This is a genomic window from Pseudomonas sp. D2002, from assembly GCF_013385735.1.
GTDB lineage: Bacteria > Pseudomonadota > Gammaproteobacteria > Pseudomonadales > Pseudomonadaceae > Aquipseudomonas.
The window spans coordinates 328142-342911 of sequence record NZ_JACAPL010000004.1; the positions used below are offsets into that span (position 1 = coordinate 328142).

At 59.3% G+C, this 14770-nt stretch carries 13 protein-coding genes; 10 read left to right on the forward strand and 3 right to left on the reverse strand.

Annotation, left to right across the window (positions count from 1 at the left end):
- The first annotated feature begins 57 nt into the window (after window positions 1-57).
- Entirely contained in the window at window positions 58-2838 is a 2781-nt protein-coding gene (gene polA, locus HX783_RS10345) for a DNA polymerase I (RefSeq protein WP_177016822.1), read from the forward strand.
- Window positions 2839-3106: 268 nt separating this feature from the next.
- On the opposite strand, the gene yihA is transcribed toward polA, so the two are convergent.
- Window positions 3107-3748, reverse strand: a complete 642-nt coding sequence (gene yihA / locus HX783_RS10350) for a ribosome biogenesis GTP-binding protein YihA/YsxC (protein ID WP_042943980.1) — start codon at window positions 3746-3748, stop codon at window positions 3107-3109.
- 192 nt (window positions 3749-3940) lie between these two features.
- On the opposite strand from yihA, the gene HX783_RS10355 reads away from it, so the two are divergent.
- The 6 genes from HX783_RS10355 to HX783_RS10380 all read left to right on the forward strand — a co-directional run bounded on the left by HX783_RS10355 (window position 3941) and on the right by HX783_RS10380 (window position 9450).
- Complete coding sequence (locus HX783_RS10355) at window positions 3941-4162, forward strand: cytochrome c5 family protein (RefSeq protein ID WP_159953517.1); 222 nt, start codon at window positions 3941-3943, stop codon at window positions 4160-4162.
- A 33-nt stretch (window positions 4163-4195) separates the two neighbouring features.
- Window positions 4196-4822: a cytochrome c4 gene (locus tag HX783_RS10360; protein WP_159953518.1), complete on the forward strand. Its 627-nt coding sequence runs from the start codon at window positions 4196-4198 to the stop codon at window positions 4820-4822.
- A 169-nt stretch (window positions 4823-4991) separates the two neighbouring features.
- Window positions 4992-5630 (forward strand): thiol:disulfide interchange protein DsbA/DsbL, encoded by a 639-nt coding sequence (locus tag HX783_RS10365; protein ID WP_159953519.1) that lies wholly within the window; start codon window positions 4992-4994, stop codon window positions 5628-5630.
- Window positions 5631-5640: 10 nt separating this feature from the next.
- On the forward strand, window positions 5641-6519 hold the full coding sequence (locus tag HX783_RS10370) for an endonuclease/exonuclease/phosphatase family protein (protein ID WP_177016823.1): 879 nt from the start codon (window positions 5641-5643) through the stop codon (window positions 6517-6519).
- Window positions 6516-8585 (forward strand): GGDEF domain-containing protein, encoded by a 2070-nt coding sequence (locus HX783_RS10375; RefSeq protein WP_177016824.1) that lies wholly within the window; start codon window positions 6516-6518, stop codon window positions 8583-8585. Before HX783_RS10370 ends, HX783_RS10375 begins: the two co-directional genes overlap by 4 nt.
- An 88-nt stretch (window positions 8586-8673) precedes the next feature.
- Window positions 8674-9450, forward strand: coding sequence for an N-acetylmuramoyl-L-alanine amidase (locus HX783_RS10380; RefSeq protein WP_177016825.1), 777 nt, complete (start codon window positions 8674-8676; stop codon window positions 9448-9450).
- A gap of 84 nt (window positions 9451-9534) precedes the next feature.
- Here HX783_RS10380 and HX783_RS10385 read toward each other — a convergent pair whose 3' ends face one another.
- Both HX783_RS10385 and algB read right to left on the reverse strand, forming a co-directional pair.
- Complete coding sequence (locus HX783_RS10385) at window positions 9535-11322, reverse strand: ATP-binding protein (protein ID WP_177016826.1); 1788 nt, start codon at window positions 11320-11322, stop codon at window positions 9535-9537.
- A 10-nt stretch (window positions 11323-11332) separates the two neighbouring features.
- Window positions 11333-12679, reverse strand: a complete 1347-nt coding sequence (algB, locus tag HX783_RS10390) for a sigma-54-dependent response regulator transcription factor AlgB (RefSeq protein ID WP_094949662.1) — start codon at window positions 12677-12679, stop codon at window positions 11333-11335.
- Between the two features lie 390 nt (window positions 12680-13069).
- Here algB and HX783_RS10395 point away from each other — a divergent pair, with 390 nt between their 5' ends.
- The 3 genes from HX783_RS10395 to HX783_RS10405 all read left to right on the forward strand — a co-directional run bounded on the left by HX783_RS10395 (window position 13070) and on the right by HX783_RS10405 (window position 14069).
- The gene (locus tag HX783_RS10395) at window positions 13070-13354 is read left to right on the forward strand and encodes a hypothetical protein (protein WP_159953524.1); all 285 of its coding nucleotides are present in this window, start codon (window positions 13070-13072) and stop codon (window positions 13352-13354) included.
- Window positions 13355-13434: 80 nt separating this feature from the next.
- Entirely contained in the window at window positions 13435-13599 is a 165-nt protein-coding gene (locus tag HX783_RS10400) for a DUF1328 domain-containing protein (RefSeq protein WP_003170804.1), read from the forward strand.
- A 2-nt stretch (window positions 13600-13601) separates the two neighbouring features.
- The gene (locus HX783_RS10405) at window positions 13602-14069 is read left to right on the forward strand and encodes an inhibitor of vertebrate lysozyme family protein (RefSeq protein WP_159953525.1); all 468 of its coding nucleotides are present in this window, start codon (window positions 13602-13604) and stop codon (window positions 14067-14069) included.
- Window positions 14070-14770: the final 701 nt, after the last annotated feature.

The window sequence follows — 14770 nt, forward strand, 5'->3', positions numbered from 1 at the left end:
GTCGTCATTGGTCCGGCTATTCTAGCGCCTGACCCGCCGAAAAGGTTGATCCTGCTCATGAGCCAAGCCCCCCTCGTCCTGGTGGACGGTTCTTCTTATCTGTACCGCGCCTTCCACGCGCTGCCACCGCTGACCACCTCCAAAGGCCTGCCGACCGGTGCGGTCAAGGGCGTGTTGAACATGCTCAAAAGCCTGCGCAAGCAGTATCCGAACAGCCCGTTCGCCGTGGTGTTTGACGCCAAGGGTGGGACCTTTCGCGATGACATGTACGCCGAATACAAGGCCAACCGCCCGAGCATGCCCGATGACATGCGCCTGCAAATCGAGCCGCTGCACCAAAGCGTGATCGCCCTGGGCTTCCCGTTGCTGTGCGTCGAAGGCGTCGAGGCCGATGACGTAATCGGCACCCTGGCCCGCAGCAGTGCGGCGGCGGACCGCCCGGTGGTGATTTCCACCGGTGACAAGGACATGGCACAGCTGGTCGACGGGCACATTACCTTGGTCAACACCATGACCGGTAGCGCGATGGACATCGAGGGCGTGAAGGAGAAATTCGGTGTCGCTCCCGAGCAGATCATCGATTACCTGGCGCTGATGGGCGATTCGTCCGACAACATCCCAGGCGTTCCGGGCATTGGTCCGAAGACCGCTTCCGGCCTGCTGGTGGGCGTTAACGGCGGCCTCAAAGAGCTTTATGAGCAGTTGGATATCGTGCCGACCCTGCCGATCCGCGGGGCCAAGAACCTGCCGGCCAAGCTGGAAGAGCACAAGGAAATGGCGTTCCTGTCCTATCAGTTGGCGACGATCAAGATCGATGTGCCGCTGGACGTGGGCCTGGAAGACCTGCACCTGGTCGAGCCGGACCGCGAGAAGCTGCTGGAGCTGTATACGCTGCTTGAGTTCAAGAGCTGGATTGATGAGATTCAGCGCGATGCCAAGCGTGTTGAGCTCAAGGCCCCGGCTGCTGAAGCGGCCGTTGAGGTGGTTGAGGCCGCGCCTGTGGAGACGTCCTACACCACGATTCTTGACCAGGCGACATTCGACAGCTGGTTGAAGAAGCTCAACGAGGCCAAGTTGTTCGCATTCGATACCGAAACCACCGGGATCGACGCACAACAAGCGCAGTTGGTTGGAGTGTCTTTTGCCGTACAGCCTCACGAAGCGGCCTACATCCCGCTGACCCATTCCTACGTCGGCGCGCCGCAGCAGTTGGATCGTGACACGGTTCTGCTGGCGTTGAAGCCGCTGCTGGAAGACCCGAACAAGCTCAAGGTCGGCCAGCACGCCAAATTCGACATGAACATCCTGGCCAATTGCGCCATCGGTGGTGACCCTGCGCACGGCATCACGGTGCGCGGTATCGCGTTCGACACGATGCTTGAATCCTACGTGTTGAATTCCACCGCGACCCGCCACGACATGGACAGCCTGGCCAAGAAGTACCTGGACTACGACACCGTCAGCTTCCAGGACATCGCCGGCAAAGGCGCCAAGCAGCTGACCTTCGACCAGATTGCACTTGAACAGGCCGGCCCGTATGCCGCCGAAGATGCCGACGTGACGCTGCGCCTGCATCAGGCCTTGCACGCACAACTGGCAGCCATACCGAGCCTGGCCAGTGTGCTGACCGATATCGAAATACCGCTGGTGCCGGTGCTTGCGCGTATCGAACGCCAGGGCGCGCTGGTGGATAAGGCGCTGCTGGGCATCCAGAGCATCGAACTCGGTAACAAGATGGTTGAGCTGGAGCGCCAGGCGTTCGAGATCGCCGGTGAAGAGTTCAACCTGGGTTCGCCCAAGCAACTGGGGGCGATTCTCTACGAAAAGCTCGGTTTGCCAGTGTTGAAGAAGACCGGCAAGGGCCAAGCGTCTACAGCTGAAGAAGTGTTGGCCAAGTTGGCCGAAGATGACTTCCTGCTGCCCAAGGTGCTGATGCAGTACCGCAGCATGAGCAAGCTGAAAAGTACGTATACCGACCGCCTGCCCGAGCAGATCAACCCGCGTACCGGCCGTATTCACACGTCTTATCATCAGGCGGTGGCCGCGACCGGGCGCTTGTCTTCGAGCGATCCGAACCTGCAGAACATCCCGGTGCGCACCGCTGAAGGGCGGCGCATTCGCCAGGCATTTGTTGCGCCCAAGGGTTACAAGCTGCTGGCGGCGGACTATTCGCAGATTGAGCTGCGGATCATGGCGCACTTGTCCAAGGACGAGGGCTTGATGAATGCGTTTCGCAACGACCTGGATGTGCATACCGCGACGGCGGCCGAGGTGTTCAAGGTTGAACTGGCTGAGGTGACGTCCAATCAGCGTCGCAGCGCCAAGGCGATTAACTTTGGCCTGATCTACGGGATGGGCGCGCAGAAGCTCGGCAAGGATATTGGCGTCGATACCAAGACCGCCAAGGCCTACATCGATGTGTACTTCGCGCGCTACCCAGGCGTTCGCGAGTACATGGAGCGCACACGTGCTCAAGCTGCCGACCAAGGCTATGTGGAAACCTTCTTCGGGCGCCGGCTGTATTTACCCGATATCAACTCCAACAAGCCACAGGAGCGCGCGGCCGCAGAACGCACGGCGATCAACGCGCCGATGCAGGGTACGGCGGCGGACATCATCAAGAAGGCCATGGTGCTGGTGGACAACTGGCTGACCGAGTCGGGTCTGGATGCCAAGGTTATCCTGCAAGTGCACGATGAACTGGTGCTTGAGGTGCGTGAGGACTTGGTGGCAGAGGTCAGCGAGAAGATTCGCGAGCATATGAGCGCGGCGGCCAAGCTGGATGTACCGTTGGTGGTAGATGTGGGCGTAGGCGACAACTGGGACGAGGCGCACTGATTTCGCGGCTCTGCCATTGCTGAGGTGATGGCAGAGCGCTTTAGATCAGAAAGCGCTGCGAGTTATTTCCAATAGTTTTTTGAGCGTGCCGGAACTTAACCTGTGAACTGCTACTCAGAGTTACTGAATGGGTGGTGAAGCCCTTCAATGCTCCTATGTTGTGTTAAGTGTTGGCAGATATCTGGACCCCGCCCTAGCGGTCCGGAACTTGGACCCCGAACTTCCCCTCCCCATACGAAGTCCGGGGTTTTTTTTGCCTGCAGAAAAGTTACTCGGCGATTTCCGCGCCCTTGTCCGCCAATTCCATCCAGCCGGCCAATACAGTGTAGGCGTCTTCCAGACCCATGCGCTTGGGGGCCGAGAACAGTTGGATGGTGATTGCATCACCCCAACCCTTACGGATTTCGGACTGCACTTTGAGCAAGGTGTTCTTGGCGGCGCCGTAGGTCAGCTTGTCGGCCTTGGTCAGCAGGATGTGCATCGGCATGCCGCTGGCGACGGCCCAATCGAGCATCAGCAGGTCGAAGTCGGTCATTGGATGACGGATGTCCATCATCAGAATCAAACCTTTCAAACTCTCCCGACCACCCAGGTAAGCCTCGAGGTGACGCTGCCAGTGCAGCTTCAACGGGATAGGTACTTTTGCGTAACCGTAGCCCGGCAGGTCGACCAGACGCCGATCATCGTCTAGCTTGAAGAAATTGAGAAGTTGCGTGCGGCCCGGGGTTTTCGAGGTGCGCGCCAGGCTGGCGTGGGTCAGGGTGTTCAGCGCGCTGGATTTACCGGCGTTGGAACGGCCGGCAAAGGCAACTTCAAAGCCTTCGTCATCGGGGCATTGGTCAACTTTGGCGGCGCTGAGCATGAACGTGGACTGTTGGCACAGACCGAGGATGGGATTCTTGAGTTGCATGAGATTTCCGATGTGGGCGGTGCCGAAAAAGGGTGCGGCAAGCGGTGTCGTTTCCGTTTCAGTAGCGCCAGTATATAATGCCGCAGATTTTGTGTGTGCTTTGTCCCAGCGAAGGATGAAGTTCACGGGAGCGAAAGACCTTCATTGCGCATTAGAACGCAAAACGCTCTCAAACCCTGAAAAGGTCGATGTATGACCCGTTGGTTGCTCGCTTTCGGTGTCCTGGTTCCGCTTTACGGCGCTCAGGCTACACAGGATCCGGAGGCGCTGTACAACCGAGTTTGCGTGGACACGCTGGTGCAACACGTGACCCAGGGTTTCAAGGCAATGCCGCCGCGTGGTTTGTGCATGGACTGCAGTACTGAGGATTACCAGGCCATCATTGAGTTGATGGTGAGTAAACCCGGTAGATAACTCTTAAACCCTTAGCCGTAGTTGGATTAGCTGATGAACAAACTGATCGTGAGTCTGCTGTTGACCTTGGGCATCACCGGTGTTGCCCATGCTGCAGGCGACGCTACAGCGGGTCAGGCGAAAGCCGCCGTGTGTGGTGCTTGCCATGGACCGGATGGCAATAGCCCGGCGCCGAACTTCCCCAAACTCGCAGGCCAAGGTGAACGTTACCTGACCAAGCAGATGCACGACATCAAGGACGGTAAGCGCACGGTGCTGGAAATGACCGGCTTGCTGACCAACCTCAGCGATCAAGACCTGGCGGACATCGCGGCATATTTTGCCAGCCAGAAGGGCAGTGTGGGAGCTGCTGATCCGAAACTGGTCGAGAAAGGCCAGGCATTGTTCCGGGGCGGCAAGCTCGCTGATGAGCAGCCTATCGGCGGCATGCCGGCATGCAAGGCTTGCCATATTCCGGACGGTGGTGGTGTCGCAGCAGCAGGCTTCCCTCACTTGAGTGGGCAGCACGCTCAGTACACGGCCAAGCAATTGAAGGATTTCCGCGAGAAGGTTCGTTATATCGATGGCGATGCCGGTAACAAAATGATGACCGACATTGCGGCCAAACTCTCGGATAAAGACATTGAAGCGCTGTCCAGCTATATCCAGGGCCTGCATTGATCCAGGCAGTACGTTAACGCTCGATTAATCCATCGATGCAAGCATAAAAAGGGTGGCTTAGGCCGCCCTTTTTTGTGGCCGGTGCCGTTACACTAACGAACTCATGCCCGCGTAGACCTGTCACACCTAAAGGTCGCGTGAGGCGACTTTATTTGTCCAGGAGTAAAGCATGCGTAATCTGATCCTCAGCGCCGCTCTCGTCACTGCCAGCCTCTTCGGCATGACCGCACAAGCTGCCGATAATGTGCCGCTTGAAGCCGGTAAAACCTATGTTGAATTGGCCAACCCGGTCCCGGTTTCGGAGCCAGGCAAGATCGAAGTAGTGGAGCTGTTCTGGTATGGCTGCCCGCATTGCTACGCCTTTGAGCCGACCATCAATCCTTGGGTCGAAAAACTCCCGTCCGACGTGAATTTCAAACGCATCCCGGCCATGTTCGGCGGCCCATGGGATGCCCACGGCCAGCTGTTCCTGACCCTGGAAGCCATGGGTGTGGAGCACAAGGTCCACAACGCAGTGTTTAACGCGATTCAAAAAGAAGGCAAGCGCCTGACCAAGCCTGAAGACATGGCTGACTTTGTCGCCACCCAAGGCGTCGATAAGGACAAGTTCCTGGCCACCTTCAACTCCTTCGCTATCCAGGGCCAGATCAAACAGGCCAGGGAACTCGCGCAGAAATACGGCGTGCAGGGCGTACCGACCATGATCGTCAACGGCAAATACCGTTTCGACCTGGGCACTACCGGTGGTCCTGAGCAAACCCTCAATGTTGCCGACCAACTGATCGCCAAAGAGCGCGCAGCCAAGTAAGGGGCCCACCATGCGCCGCTGGGGTACTGAACGTGTGGTTGGCCTGCATGATCCGCAGGTCAACGAGCACCACCTGGAATCCACAGGCCTGCCGGCAGACAGCCGCCTGCGCCTGCTCAGCTTCAATATTCAGGTGGGTATCAGTACCGAGAAGTACCGGCACTACCTCACCCGTGGCTGGCAACATTTGCTGCCGCACAACGGGCGGGCCGGTAACCTGCAAAAGATCGGCAACCTGCTGAATGACTTCGACCTGGTCGCCCTGCAGGAAGCCGACGGCGGCAGCATACGCTCCGGCTACATCAACCAAGTGGAACACCTGGCTCAGCTTGGAGCGTTCCCGTATTGGTATCAACAACTCAACCGCAACCTCGGGCGCCTGGCGCAGCACAGCAATGGTGTGCTCAGCCGCTTGAAGCCGACCGTCATCGAAGATCATCCGTTGCCCGGTCCGAAGGGGCGCGGGGCGATCCTCGTGCGTTTCGGCGAAGGCCCGGAAGCCTTGGTGGTGGTGATGATGCACCTGGCGCTCGGGGGGCGTACGCGCAACCTGCAGCTTGCCTACATTCGTGAATTGATCGGCAACTATAAACATCAGGTGTTGATGGGTGACATGAACACCCATGCCAATGACCTGCTGCAGAATTCCCCGTTGCGGGACCTCGGGTTACTGGCCCCGCAAGTCGAAGCCACGTTTCCCAGCTGGCGCCCGCAACGCTGTCTTGACCATATCCTGCTCAGCCCGACCCTCACGCTCGAAAGTGTGCAGGTGCTGGCGCAGCCCATCTCCGATCACCTGCCGGTCGCGGTAGAGATTCGTCTGCCGGGTTCGCTCACGGCTGATGCATACCCCGCATTGAGCCCAGGCCCCAGCGGACCCCTTGCATGAGCGACGACGCCCAGCGTTGGAAAGAGAAATACCTTAAAAGCATCGAGCAGCAAGACAAGCTCGAACGCCGCTGGGCTGCCCGCCTCGACCTGCTGCGTCGTGGGCTGGTGCGCAGCACCCTGGCGGCTGAAGGGACCGACCGTGCGGTGGACCAATGCATGAAGGAGATGCGCGACGTCGTGCGCACCGACGACATGGACGCCGCCCTCGCCGCCTTGCTGCCGCGCCTGGAAAAAGCCGTACTGGATTCTGAGCAACGCCGCGAAACCCGGGTTGACCAGATCAGCACCGCGCTCACCGCCCTGGTCGCCCAGTTGCAAAAGCTACCGCTGCCGCGCGAGGTGGCCCGCCCGCTGAAAACCTTCGCCAAGCAGCTGGATGGCCGAGTCGGGCAGGCGCGGGAGATCCCGCTGTTGCTCAGTGAATTGAGCAGTCTGCAGGGGCAGGCACTGAATAACCTGGAGCCGGAGGGTGAAACCCCGCGCGCTGGGCCGGGCCTGCTGCAACGCCTGTTTGGTACCAAAGAGGTTTCGAATGACGCGCCGGTGGTCGACGCCGCGCCACTGGCTGCCCCTGAGCCCGCTGCGCCAAAGCCCGCAGCCCCCAAACTCGCCCCTGAGCCGAAGGAGCCGGTGCAATCGGAAGAGCTTACCCAAGCCTTGCGAGCTTTCGCGCCGCTGGCGCAAGCACCGGCGCCCGCGCCTGCTGAGCCGGCTGAACCCGTCAAAGTGGCAGAGTTGGCCGGCGAAACATTTGTGTTCGAGGCGCCCGCGCCGGTCGAGGCAACCGCCTTGTCTATCGAGGTGCCTGCGCCCGAAGTGCAGGAGCCGCTGGTCGACGAAGCCGCACCCGAAAGCGCCCTCGCCGCGTTTATTGAGGCACCGCAGGCTCAGGTCGATACGCCGGATGAAACGACCATTGGCAGTTTGTCCCTTCCGCCCGTGCTGGAAAGCCCCGAGCCCGATCCGGATGCACTGCAAGCGGACGGCACCTACGCCCTGCCCGACTCGCCCGAGCCGTCCTATAGCTCGGTCGCCAAGCATATCGAAGACACCTTGCTCGGCCTGCTGGAGGACTTGTCGCTGCCCGAGCGCCACCGGCCCCAGGCCGAAGCCATGCGCGAGCGACTGGCCCACGGCTTGAACTGGTACGAACTGCTGCCGATCCTCGATGACCTGGCCGTGCTCATGCTGGCGATCACCGACAGCGGCCAGCATGAGTTCGAGGCGTATCTCAAGCAGCTCAATGAGCGCCTCGAAGCGTTCCAGGGTCATCTGCAAGTGGCCAGTGACGGCCACGCCGACAGCCGCTCGGCGGCGCGGGAGCTGGACACGCAGATTCGTGAACAAGTCGATGGCCTGCAAAGCAGTGTGCAGGACGCGGCCGACCTGGACAGCCTCAAGCATGTGCTCGAAAGCCACCTTGAAGGCTTGCTCGGCACTATGGATCAGCACCAGCAGCAACGTGACCAGCGCGAGCAGGAAGTGGCCGCGCGCCTTAAAGGCCTGGCTGAGCGTGTGGCGAACATGGAGCAGGAAGCCCAAGGCTATCGCGAGCACTTGGAGGTACAACGCCAGAAGGCGTTGATCGATCCGCTCACCGGTCTGCCCAATCGTGCGGCCTGGAGTGAACGCCTGGACCATGAAGTGAATGCCTGGCACCAGCGTGGTAACAGTCTGTCGCTGGCCATGCTGGACCTGGATCACTTCAAGCGTATCAACGACGGCTACGGCCACTTGGCAGGCGACAAGGTGCTGAAGATCATCGCCAATGTGCTGCGTAAGCGCCTGCGCCCCAGCGACTTTATTGCGCGGTTTGGCGGTGAAGAGTTTGTGTTGCTGATGCCCGACTCAGCCTTGGCGGATGCCTTGGACGTGGGTGAAGTGCTGCGTGCGGCGATCGAGGCGTGCCCGTTCCACTTCAAGGGCGAGCCGGTGACGATCACGGTGTCGATGGGCGTGGCGCAGCTGCAGCCGGGTGAGCGCAGCGACTTGGCGCTCAAGCGTGCCGACGAAGCGCTTTATCGGGCCAAGGCGGCGGGGCGTAACCAGGTGCAGGCGGCCTAAAAGATGTTCCATTTTGTAATTTGACCGCCCAGCAACAATCGGTACGTTACACTGTTGCATTATCGTCTTTAGCGTAATGTCTTCCTCCATGAAATCCATTTACTTCGCCTTCGTCTTTCTCCTGCTTGCCGGCTGCGCCAGCGGCCCACGGCTGGACACCAACCATCCTTCGGTCAACCACGACAACCGCGTGCAGTTCGTCGTTGTCCATTACACCTCAACCAACCTTGAACGCTCCCTGGCGCTGCTGACGCACGGCCAGGTCAGCAGCCATTACCTGATCGGCGACGACGCCTCCGGCACCATCTACAAGCTGGTGGATGAGAGCCAGCGCGCCTGGCACGCCGGCGAAAGCGAGTGGATGGGCCGCACCTGGCTCAACTCCAGCTCCATTGGCATCGAGATCGTCAACCCGGGTTATCGCGACACACCCACAGGCCGCGTCTGGTATCCGTATTCCGAGGCGCAGGTGCAGTCGCTGGTGGTGTTGCTCAAGGACATCAGCAAGCGCAATGGCATTGACCCCAAGAACATCATTGGCCATAGCGATATCGCGCCGTTGCGCAAGCTCGACCCGGGCCCGTTGTTCCCGTGGAAGCGCCTGGCCGCCGAGGGCCTGGGGATCTGGCCAGATGCTGAGGCCGTGGCGCGGTTCCAGATGCAGTACGCGGCGGACCTGCCGAGCATTACCTGGTTCCAGGAAGAATTGGCGCGCCTGGGCTACCAGACACCCCAGACCGGTGAGCTGGATGTCGCCACGCGGCATGTGATCGCGGCGTTCCAGATGCACTTCCGGCCGTCGCTGTTTGATGGCACGCCGGATGCTGAAAGTGCCGCCATCCTGCGCGCGTTGAACCGTAGCTAAGCGTGTAACCCGATTCAAATTGTGGGAGCTGGCAAGCCAGCTCCCACACTTGTTTGTACTTGGCAGGCAACCCAAGTTGCCAGATTACAGCGGCAGCGCCATGTAGAACTGCGTCCCCTGCCCCGGCCGCGAATACACGCCCATGCGGCCGCCGTGCAGCTGCACAATCTCTTTGCACAGCGCCAGCCCGAGGCCGGCGCCGCCTTTCTTGCGGCCCACCTGCACGAAGGGTTCGAAGATCCGACCCTGCTGGCCATAGGCGATGCCTTCGCCGTTATCCTCGACGCTGATAATCACCCGCTCGCCATGGCGGCGCGCCTGCAGGCGAATCTGCCCGCCATCAGCGGTATGGCGTAACGCGTTGCCTAACAGGTTGTCGAGCACGCGCTCCAGCTGCGCTTGGTCGGCGTACAATCTGGGCAAGTCAGCCTGGGCTTCCACCAGTAATTCGATATTTTGCGCATTTGCCGGCTCTGCGAAGCGTGCGCGTGCGTGTTCCAGCAAATCGGTGACGTCGCACGGCCCCAACGTGAGTTTCTGAAGCCCATTCTGGTAGCGCGAAAAGTTGAGCAAGTCGTTGATCAGCTGCATCAAGCGCTGCATTTCTTCATTGACGGTGTCCAGCAGGTCCGCTTCGCGGGAGTCGGCGGGAAACTTCGCTCGCTCGCGAAACAGTCCGAAGGCCATGTGCATGCCGGTCACCGGCGTGCGCAGTTCGTGAGAGGCGCGCAATACGAATTCACTGCGTACTCGCTCAAAGGCGCGCTGCTCAGTGACGTCATGCAGCACCATCACGGCGCCGAGAATGTGCCCCTGTGTATGGCTGACCGGTGTCAGGCTATAAGTCAGCAGGCGCAGTTCGCCCTCGACTTCCACTTCCAGGTCTTCCGGTGCCCGTTCCAGGTTGCCGCCGCGCAGTACCAGTTGCAGCTGTTCATCCATTTCGGGGCGGCCCAATGCCTCGCCCAGGCCCTGGCCCAAACGAGCCTCGTCCCAGCCGAGCTGACGCTGCGCCACAGGGTTAAGGTGTTCCAGGCGCCCTTGGCGGTCGATCATCAACAAACCATCGTCGATGCTGTCGAGCACCGCTTGCAAGCGCTGCTGGCCGGCCAGCAACTCATCGACATTGGTTGCCTGATGTTGGCGCAAGGCCTCGGCCATGATGCCGAAGCGTCGGGTCAGCTGGTTCATTTCCGCTGCCGACGAGATCGGCAGCGTCACCTCGAAATCGCCCTGCCCGATCTTGTCGGCGGCTTTGGCCAAGGCTTCGATCGGCCCACCGAAACGGCGGGCAATGCCGTGAGCGGTGACGAAGCCGATGATCAAAACCGCCAGCCCAACCAGCCCCAGAAGACCGGCAATCAGTAGCGCCCGGTTGCGGGACTTGTGTTCGCTGGCGTTGATGTTTTCCAGGGCGCGCTTGTGCTCTGCGATCAAGCCGCTGCGCAATGCGTTGAAGGTTTCGGTGAGTTTCTGGTTTTTATTGTTCGCCAGGGAGCTTTGCTGGGCCTCGTCAAACGCCTGGAGGAAACTTAGATAATCCAGGCGTGCCTGGCTGAACCCACTGGTTTTGCCGTCTTGTTGTTCGTGGGCGATACCTTGATCCAGCAGCGCGAAGTACTGCTGTTTTGAGGTCTGCAGCGCCACGGGGTCCGGTTGTTCCTCGAGCATCAGGATCAACTGGTCCCCCAAGGTCTGGCGCAGCTTGAGACCCAGGTCCAGGGTGATGAAGTTGCTGCGGATCAGCGACTCCTGGCTCTTGGCCATTTGCATAACACTGACCAGTCCCAGGACCAGTCCCAGCAGGGCGACGGTGATCAGCGCTGAGATACTCAGGAACAGACGAGTGCGCAGTTTCATCGCTAGCTTCATAGGGTACAGCTCACAGGTTGTACTGTTTACGTTTGCGGTACAGGGTCGACGCGTCAATGCCGAGAGTGCGGGCCGCCTGGTCCAGGGTGTCGCTGGTGGCGAGCACCGCGCCGATATGGGCTTTTTCCAACTCATCCAGGCTCAACGCCGCGCCGATACGCGGCGCATTGTTGGTCGGCTGCTCGGCCATCCCGAGGTGGCTGATTTCAACCTTTTCCTGCGGGCAAATGATGCTGGCTCTCTCAACAACGTTTCGCAGCTCACGGATATTCCCTGGCCAGCGGTAGTTGAGCAGCGCCTCACGCGCGTCGTCGCTGAACCCGCGAGCCGGCCGGGCATATTCCTTCACGAAGCGCGCGAGGAAGCGGTCGGCCAGTGTCAGGATGTCCTCACTGCGTTCACGCAATGGCGGCAGGTGCAACGTGATTACGTTGAGGCGATAGAGCAAATCCTCGCGGAAACGGCCATCGCGCACCATGTCTTCCAGGTTCAGGTTGGTCGCGGCCAGGATGCGCACATCGGCACGGCGGGTGACTGGGTCGCCCACGCGCTCATATTCCTTGTCCTGGATGAAACGCAGCAATTTTGGTTGCAGCGTGAGGGGAAAATCGCCGATCTCGTCGAGAAACAGCGTGCCACCGTCCGCCTGGTTGACGCGGCCCAACGTGCTTTCGCTGGCACCGGTAAAGGCGCCGCGACTGTGGCCGAACAATTCACTTTCCATCAGCTCCGCCGTCAGCGACGGGCAATTGATGGTCACGCAGGATTTCTTCGAGCGCTTGCTCCAGCCGTGAATGGCACGAGCCAGTTCGCCTTTACCCGTACCCGACTCGCCAAGAATCAAGATGTTGGCGTCGGTGCCCGCAACTTGGCGCGCGGTTTCCAGCACCACCATCATGGCCGGGCTGTGGGAGTCGAGGCCGTCTTTGGGTTGGCGTACTTCGCCTTCCAGCGCTTCCAGACGCGCCGAGAGTTGACGTACTTCCAACTGCTTGGCGGTGGCCAAACGCAGTTGATCAGGGCTGCAAGGCTTGACCAGGTAGTCGGCGGCGCCGGCCTGGATCGCGTCCACGGCGGTGTCCACGGCGGAATGCGCGGTGACAATCACCACACGCATCCAGGGCGCCTGGATACGCATCTGAGCCAGCACGTCCAAGCCATTGTCTTCACCCAGACGCAGGTCCAGGAAGCACAGGTCGAATACCTGGCGTTGCATCAGGGCATCCGCCTGGGCGGCGCTGTTGGCGGTGGCTACGGTGTAGCCTTCATCTTCCAGGCAGTAACGGAAGGTGCGAAGGATCGCGGATTCGTCATCCACTAAAAGAATGCGGCCTTGAAGTTCCTTGGCTGATTCCATCTGTCCCACGCTCCTTAACTATGAATGATGGTGATTAGTCCCGGAATAATCGGGCAAGTTGCATGGTTTATTCTGATTGATAAAAGGCATCTTCGCGCAGGTATCTGCACATCTCCCTACAAACGCGCCGATTGATGGCGTTTTCATGCCTTCTTGCCTTTTCGGCAACGCGTTATTCGGTTTCGATCCCTTGATCCGACCATTGACCATCGTGCATTTCGCACGGCCTGGATAGGGGCATCGTGCAGGATGCTGGGCTCTATGCTTGAGCATCATTCATAACATGTTGATTTTATTAAGTTTTATTTTGTAAAAAACCTGGCATGCACTCTGCAATAACCCTCTCAACAGCGTCATGACCGAATAATCAGAATGCGGGAGAAATGCAGCATGACTCGCCAAAGCCTCAGCCAATTGCGTGTATCGCCACTGCGCTTGCAGCAAGGTCTGTTCGCCAGCCTGGCCTTGATGGTCACGTTGATTGCCGGCCAGCAGATGCAGCATTGGCAGCAGAGTCAGCAGCAAGCCCCGCAATTCGAACGTCCAGTGATGACCCAATCCCATTTCCGTTCCGTTGGCAGTGCGACTGCCGATGTAACCGCCCCGCAACTGAGAGTGGCTGACCAGGATTCGACCCTGGACCAATTGCCTGCTCAAGAACGCTGGGTGTTCTAGGCAACAAAAAGGTCGCTTGTGTTGAGCGGCTGCACGGCACTACCGCTGTTACCCCCTATAAAAGCGTAAGGAGAATCACCATGTTGAGTTGGGCAATCACATTTCTGATCATCGCCATTGTGGCTGCAGTCCTGGGCTTCGGTGGTATCGCGGGCACCGCCACGGGTATCGCAAAAATTCTGTTTGTGGTCTTCCTGGTGATGTTCATCGCTTCGTTCTTCTTTGGTCGTCGCGGCCGAGGCTGAATATGACCAGTCTGTCTCTCAAAGCCATTGCTGCCGCCCTGCTCTTGGGCGGTAGCGGCCTGGTGATGGCCGCCAACGACGGTCAATCACGGGCCAACGAATTGCTCAGTGCGGACAAGCAGTACCGCGAAACCTGGCAAAGCGTGGTGAAGAAAGAAGAGCGCCTGCCGGAATGGGTGATGAACCTGTCCGGTACGGCCGAACAAATGAATGCCGTAGAAGAAGATGGCGACAAGTATTTGGTCGGTCCGCTGTGCGAAACGGCTGATACGTGCCTGAACAAGCGTCTGATCGTTGCCTTCAGCTACGACAAGGAAGATGCCTACGCCATGTTGGTGGAAGTCCCCGCCGGTTTGCCGGCAGACAAATCCCCGACGCGGCACGCCGATTACCGCTTTATCGGTAAGCCGGACGAAGGCATGAAAAAGCTGCTGATGGAGCAGCTTAAGAAAGATCCGAATTGGTACTAGGTTCCGTCTGACGCTTCTGTCGTCAACGGAGCCGGCGTCCATAGAAAGAAGCCCTCGCTTCTTTCTGTCTGCACCGCTCGCCAAGGGCGGTGCATGACCAGGGGGCCGGGTTGCTCTGATCAATCAGGATCGGCGTGACCTACGGGTACAGGGAGTGCCTGCGCAAGGGCCGGGTCAGGTGAAAAGCTGCGACGCAAGTTCACAAGTCCTCAAGCTTGCTGAACTTGCGACGGGCTTGTCGCTCTCATCACTGGTCTCGTATGTCGCCCTTAGTCGCTATTTTCTTTTCCGCCTCCTGCTAACCATTACTGGGTATGTCGAAGCGACCTTCTATCTAGAAAATTTTGCGCGCGCCATAGGACTTTTCCGACGCCAAGCTCATCAAATCCCAGGCATTTTTGGCAGTGACCCACAGTCGTCCAATATCTCTGAGCGAGCCGGTATTGGCCGGTTCACGGCATATTTACCTGCCTGAATGGCATATTTGAACTGACCGTTCGGACAGTTATTTTCAAAAAAAGCCATGCCGATTCGGCATAGGGTAGGCGTTTACGGCATTAGACGTCGCACTCTTGCATGGGAATAGTTGCGCCTTTTTTCGCCTGCCAGTAAGCCATTTCGGCCACGCTGCGGTGACCTTCTACGGAGGCAGATGCACACACTTTTTCGCTTCCGAGCGTTCCAGATGGCGCATTTGCCTT

Bases quoted from the DNA above. Each gene is read 5' to 3' on its own strand.
- polA (WP_177016822.1), top strand. From the start codon at position 58: ATGAGCCAAGCCCCCCTCGTCCTGGTGGACGGTTCTTCTTATCTGTAC.
- yihA (WP_042943980.1), bottom strand. From the start codon at position 3,748: ATGCAACTCAAGAATCCCATCCTCGGTCTGTGCCAACAGTCCACGTTC.
- HX783_RS10355 (WP_159953517.1), top strand. From the start codon at position 3,941: ATGACCCGTTGGTTGCTCGCTTTCGGTGTCCTGGTTCCGCTTTACGGC.
- HX783_RS10360 (WP_159953518.1), top strand. From the start codon at position 4,196: ATGAACAAACTGATCGTGAGTCTGCTGTTGACCTTGGGCATCACCGGT.
- HX783_RS10365 (WP_159953519.1), top strand. From the start codon at position 4,992: ATGCGTAATCTGATCCTCAGCGCCGCTCTCGTCACTGCCAGCCTCTTC.
- HX783_RS10370 (WP_177016823.1), top strand. From the start codon at position 5,641: ATGCGCCGCTGGGGTACTGAACGTGTGGTTGGCCTGCATGATCCGCAG.
- HX783_RS10375 (WP_177016824.1), top strand. From the start codon at position 6,516: ATGAGCGACGACGCCCAGCGTTGGAAAGAGAAATACCTTAAAAGCATC.
- HX783_RS10380 (WP_177016825.1), top strand. From the start codon at position 8,674: ATGAAATCCATTTACTTCGCCTTCGTCTTTCTCCTGCTTGCCGGCTGC.
- HX783_RS10385 (WP_177016826.1), bottom strand. From the start codon at position 11,322: ATGAAGCTAGCGATGAAACTGCGCACTCGTCTGTTCCTGAGTATCTCA.
- algB (WP_094949662.1), bottom strand. From the start codon at position 12,679: ATGGAATCAGCCAAGGAACTTCAAGGCCGCATTCTTTTAGTGGATGAC.
- HX783_RS10395 (WP_159953524.1), top strand. From the start codon at position 13,070: ATGACTCGCCAAAGCCTCAGCCAATTGCGTGTATCGCCACTGCGCTTG.
- HX783_RS10400 (WP_003170804.1), top strand. From the start codon at position 13,435: ATGTTGAGTTGGGCAATCACATTTCTGATCATCGCCATTGTGGCTGCA.
- HX783_RS10405 (WP_159953525.1), top strand. From the start codon at position 13,602: ATGACCAGTCTGTCTCTCAAAGCCATTGCTGCCGCCCTGCTCTTGGGC.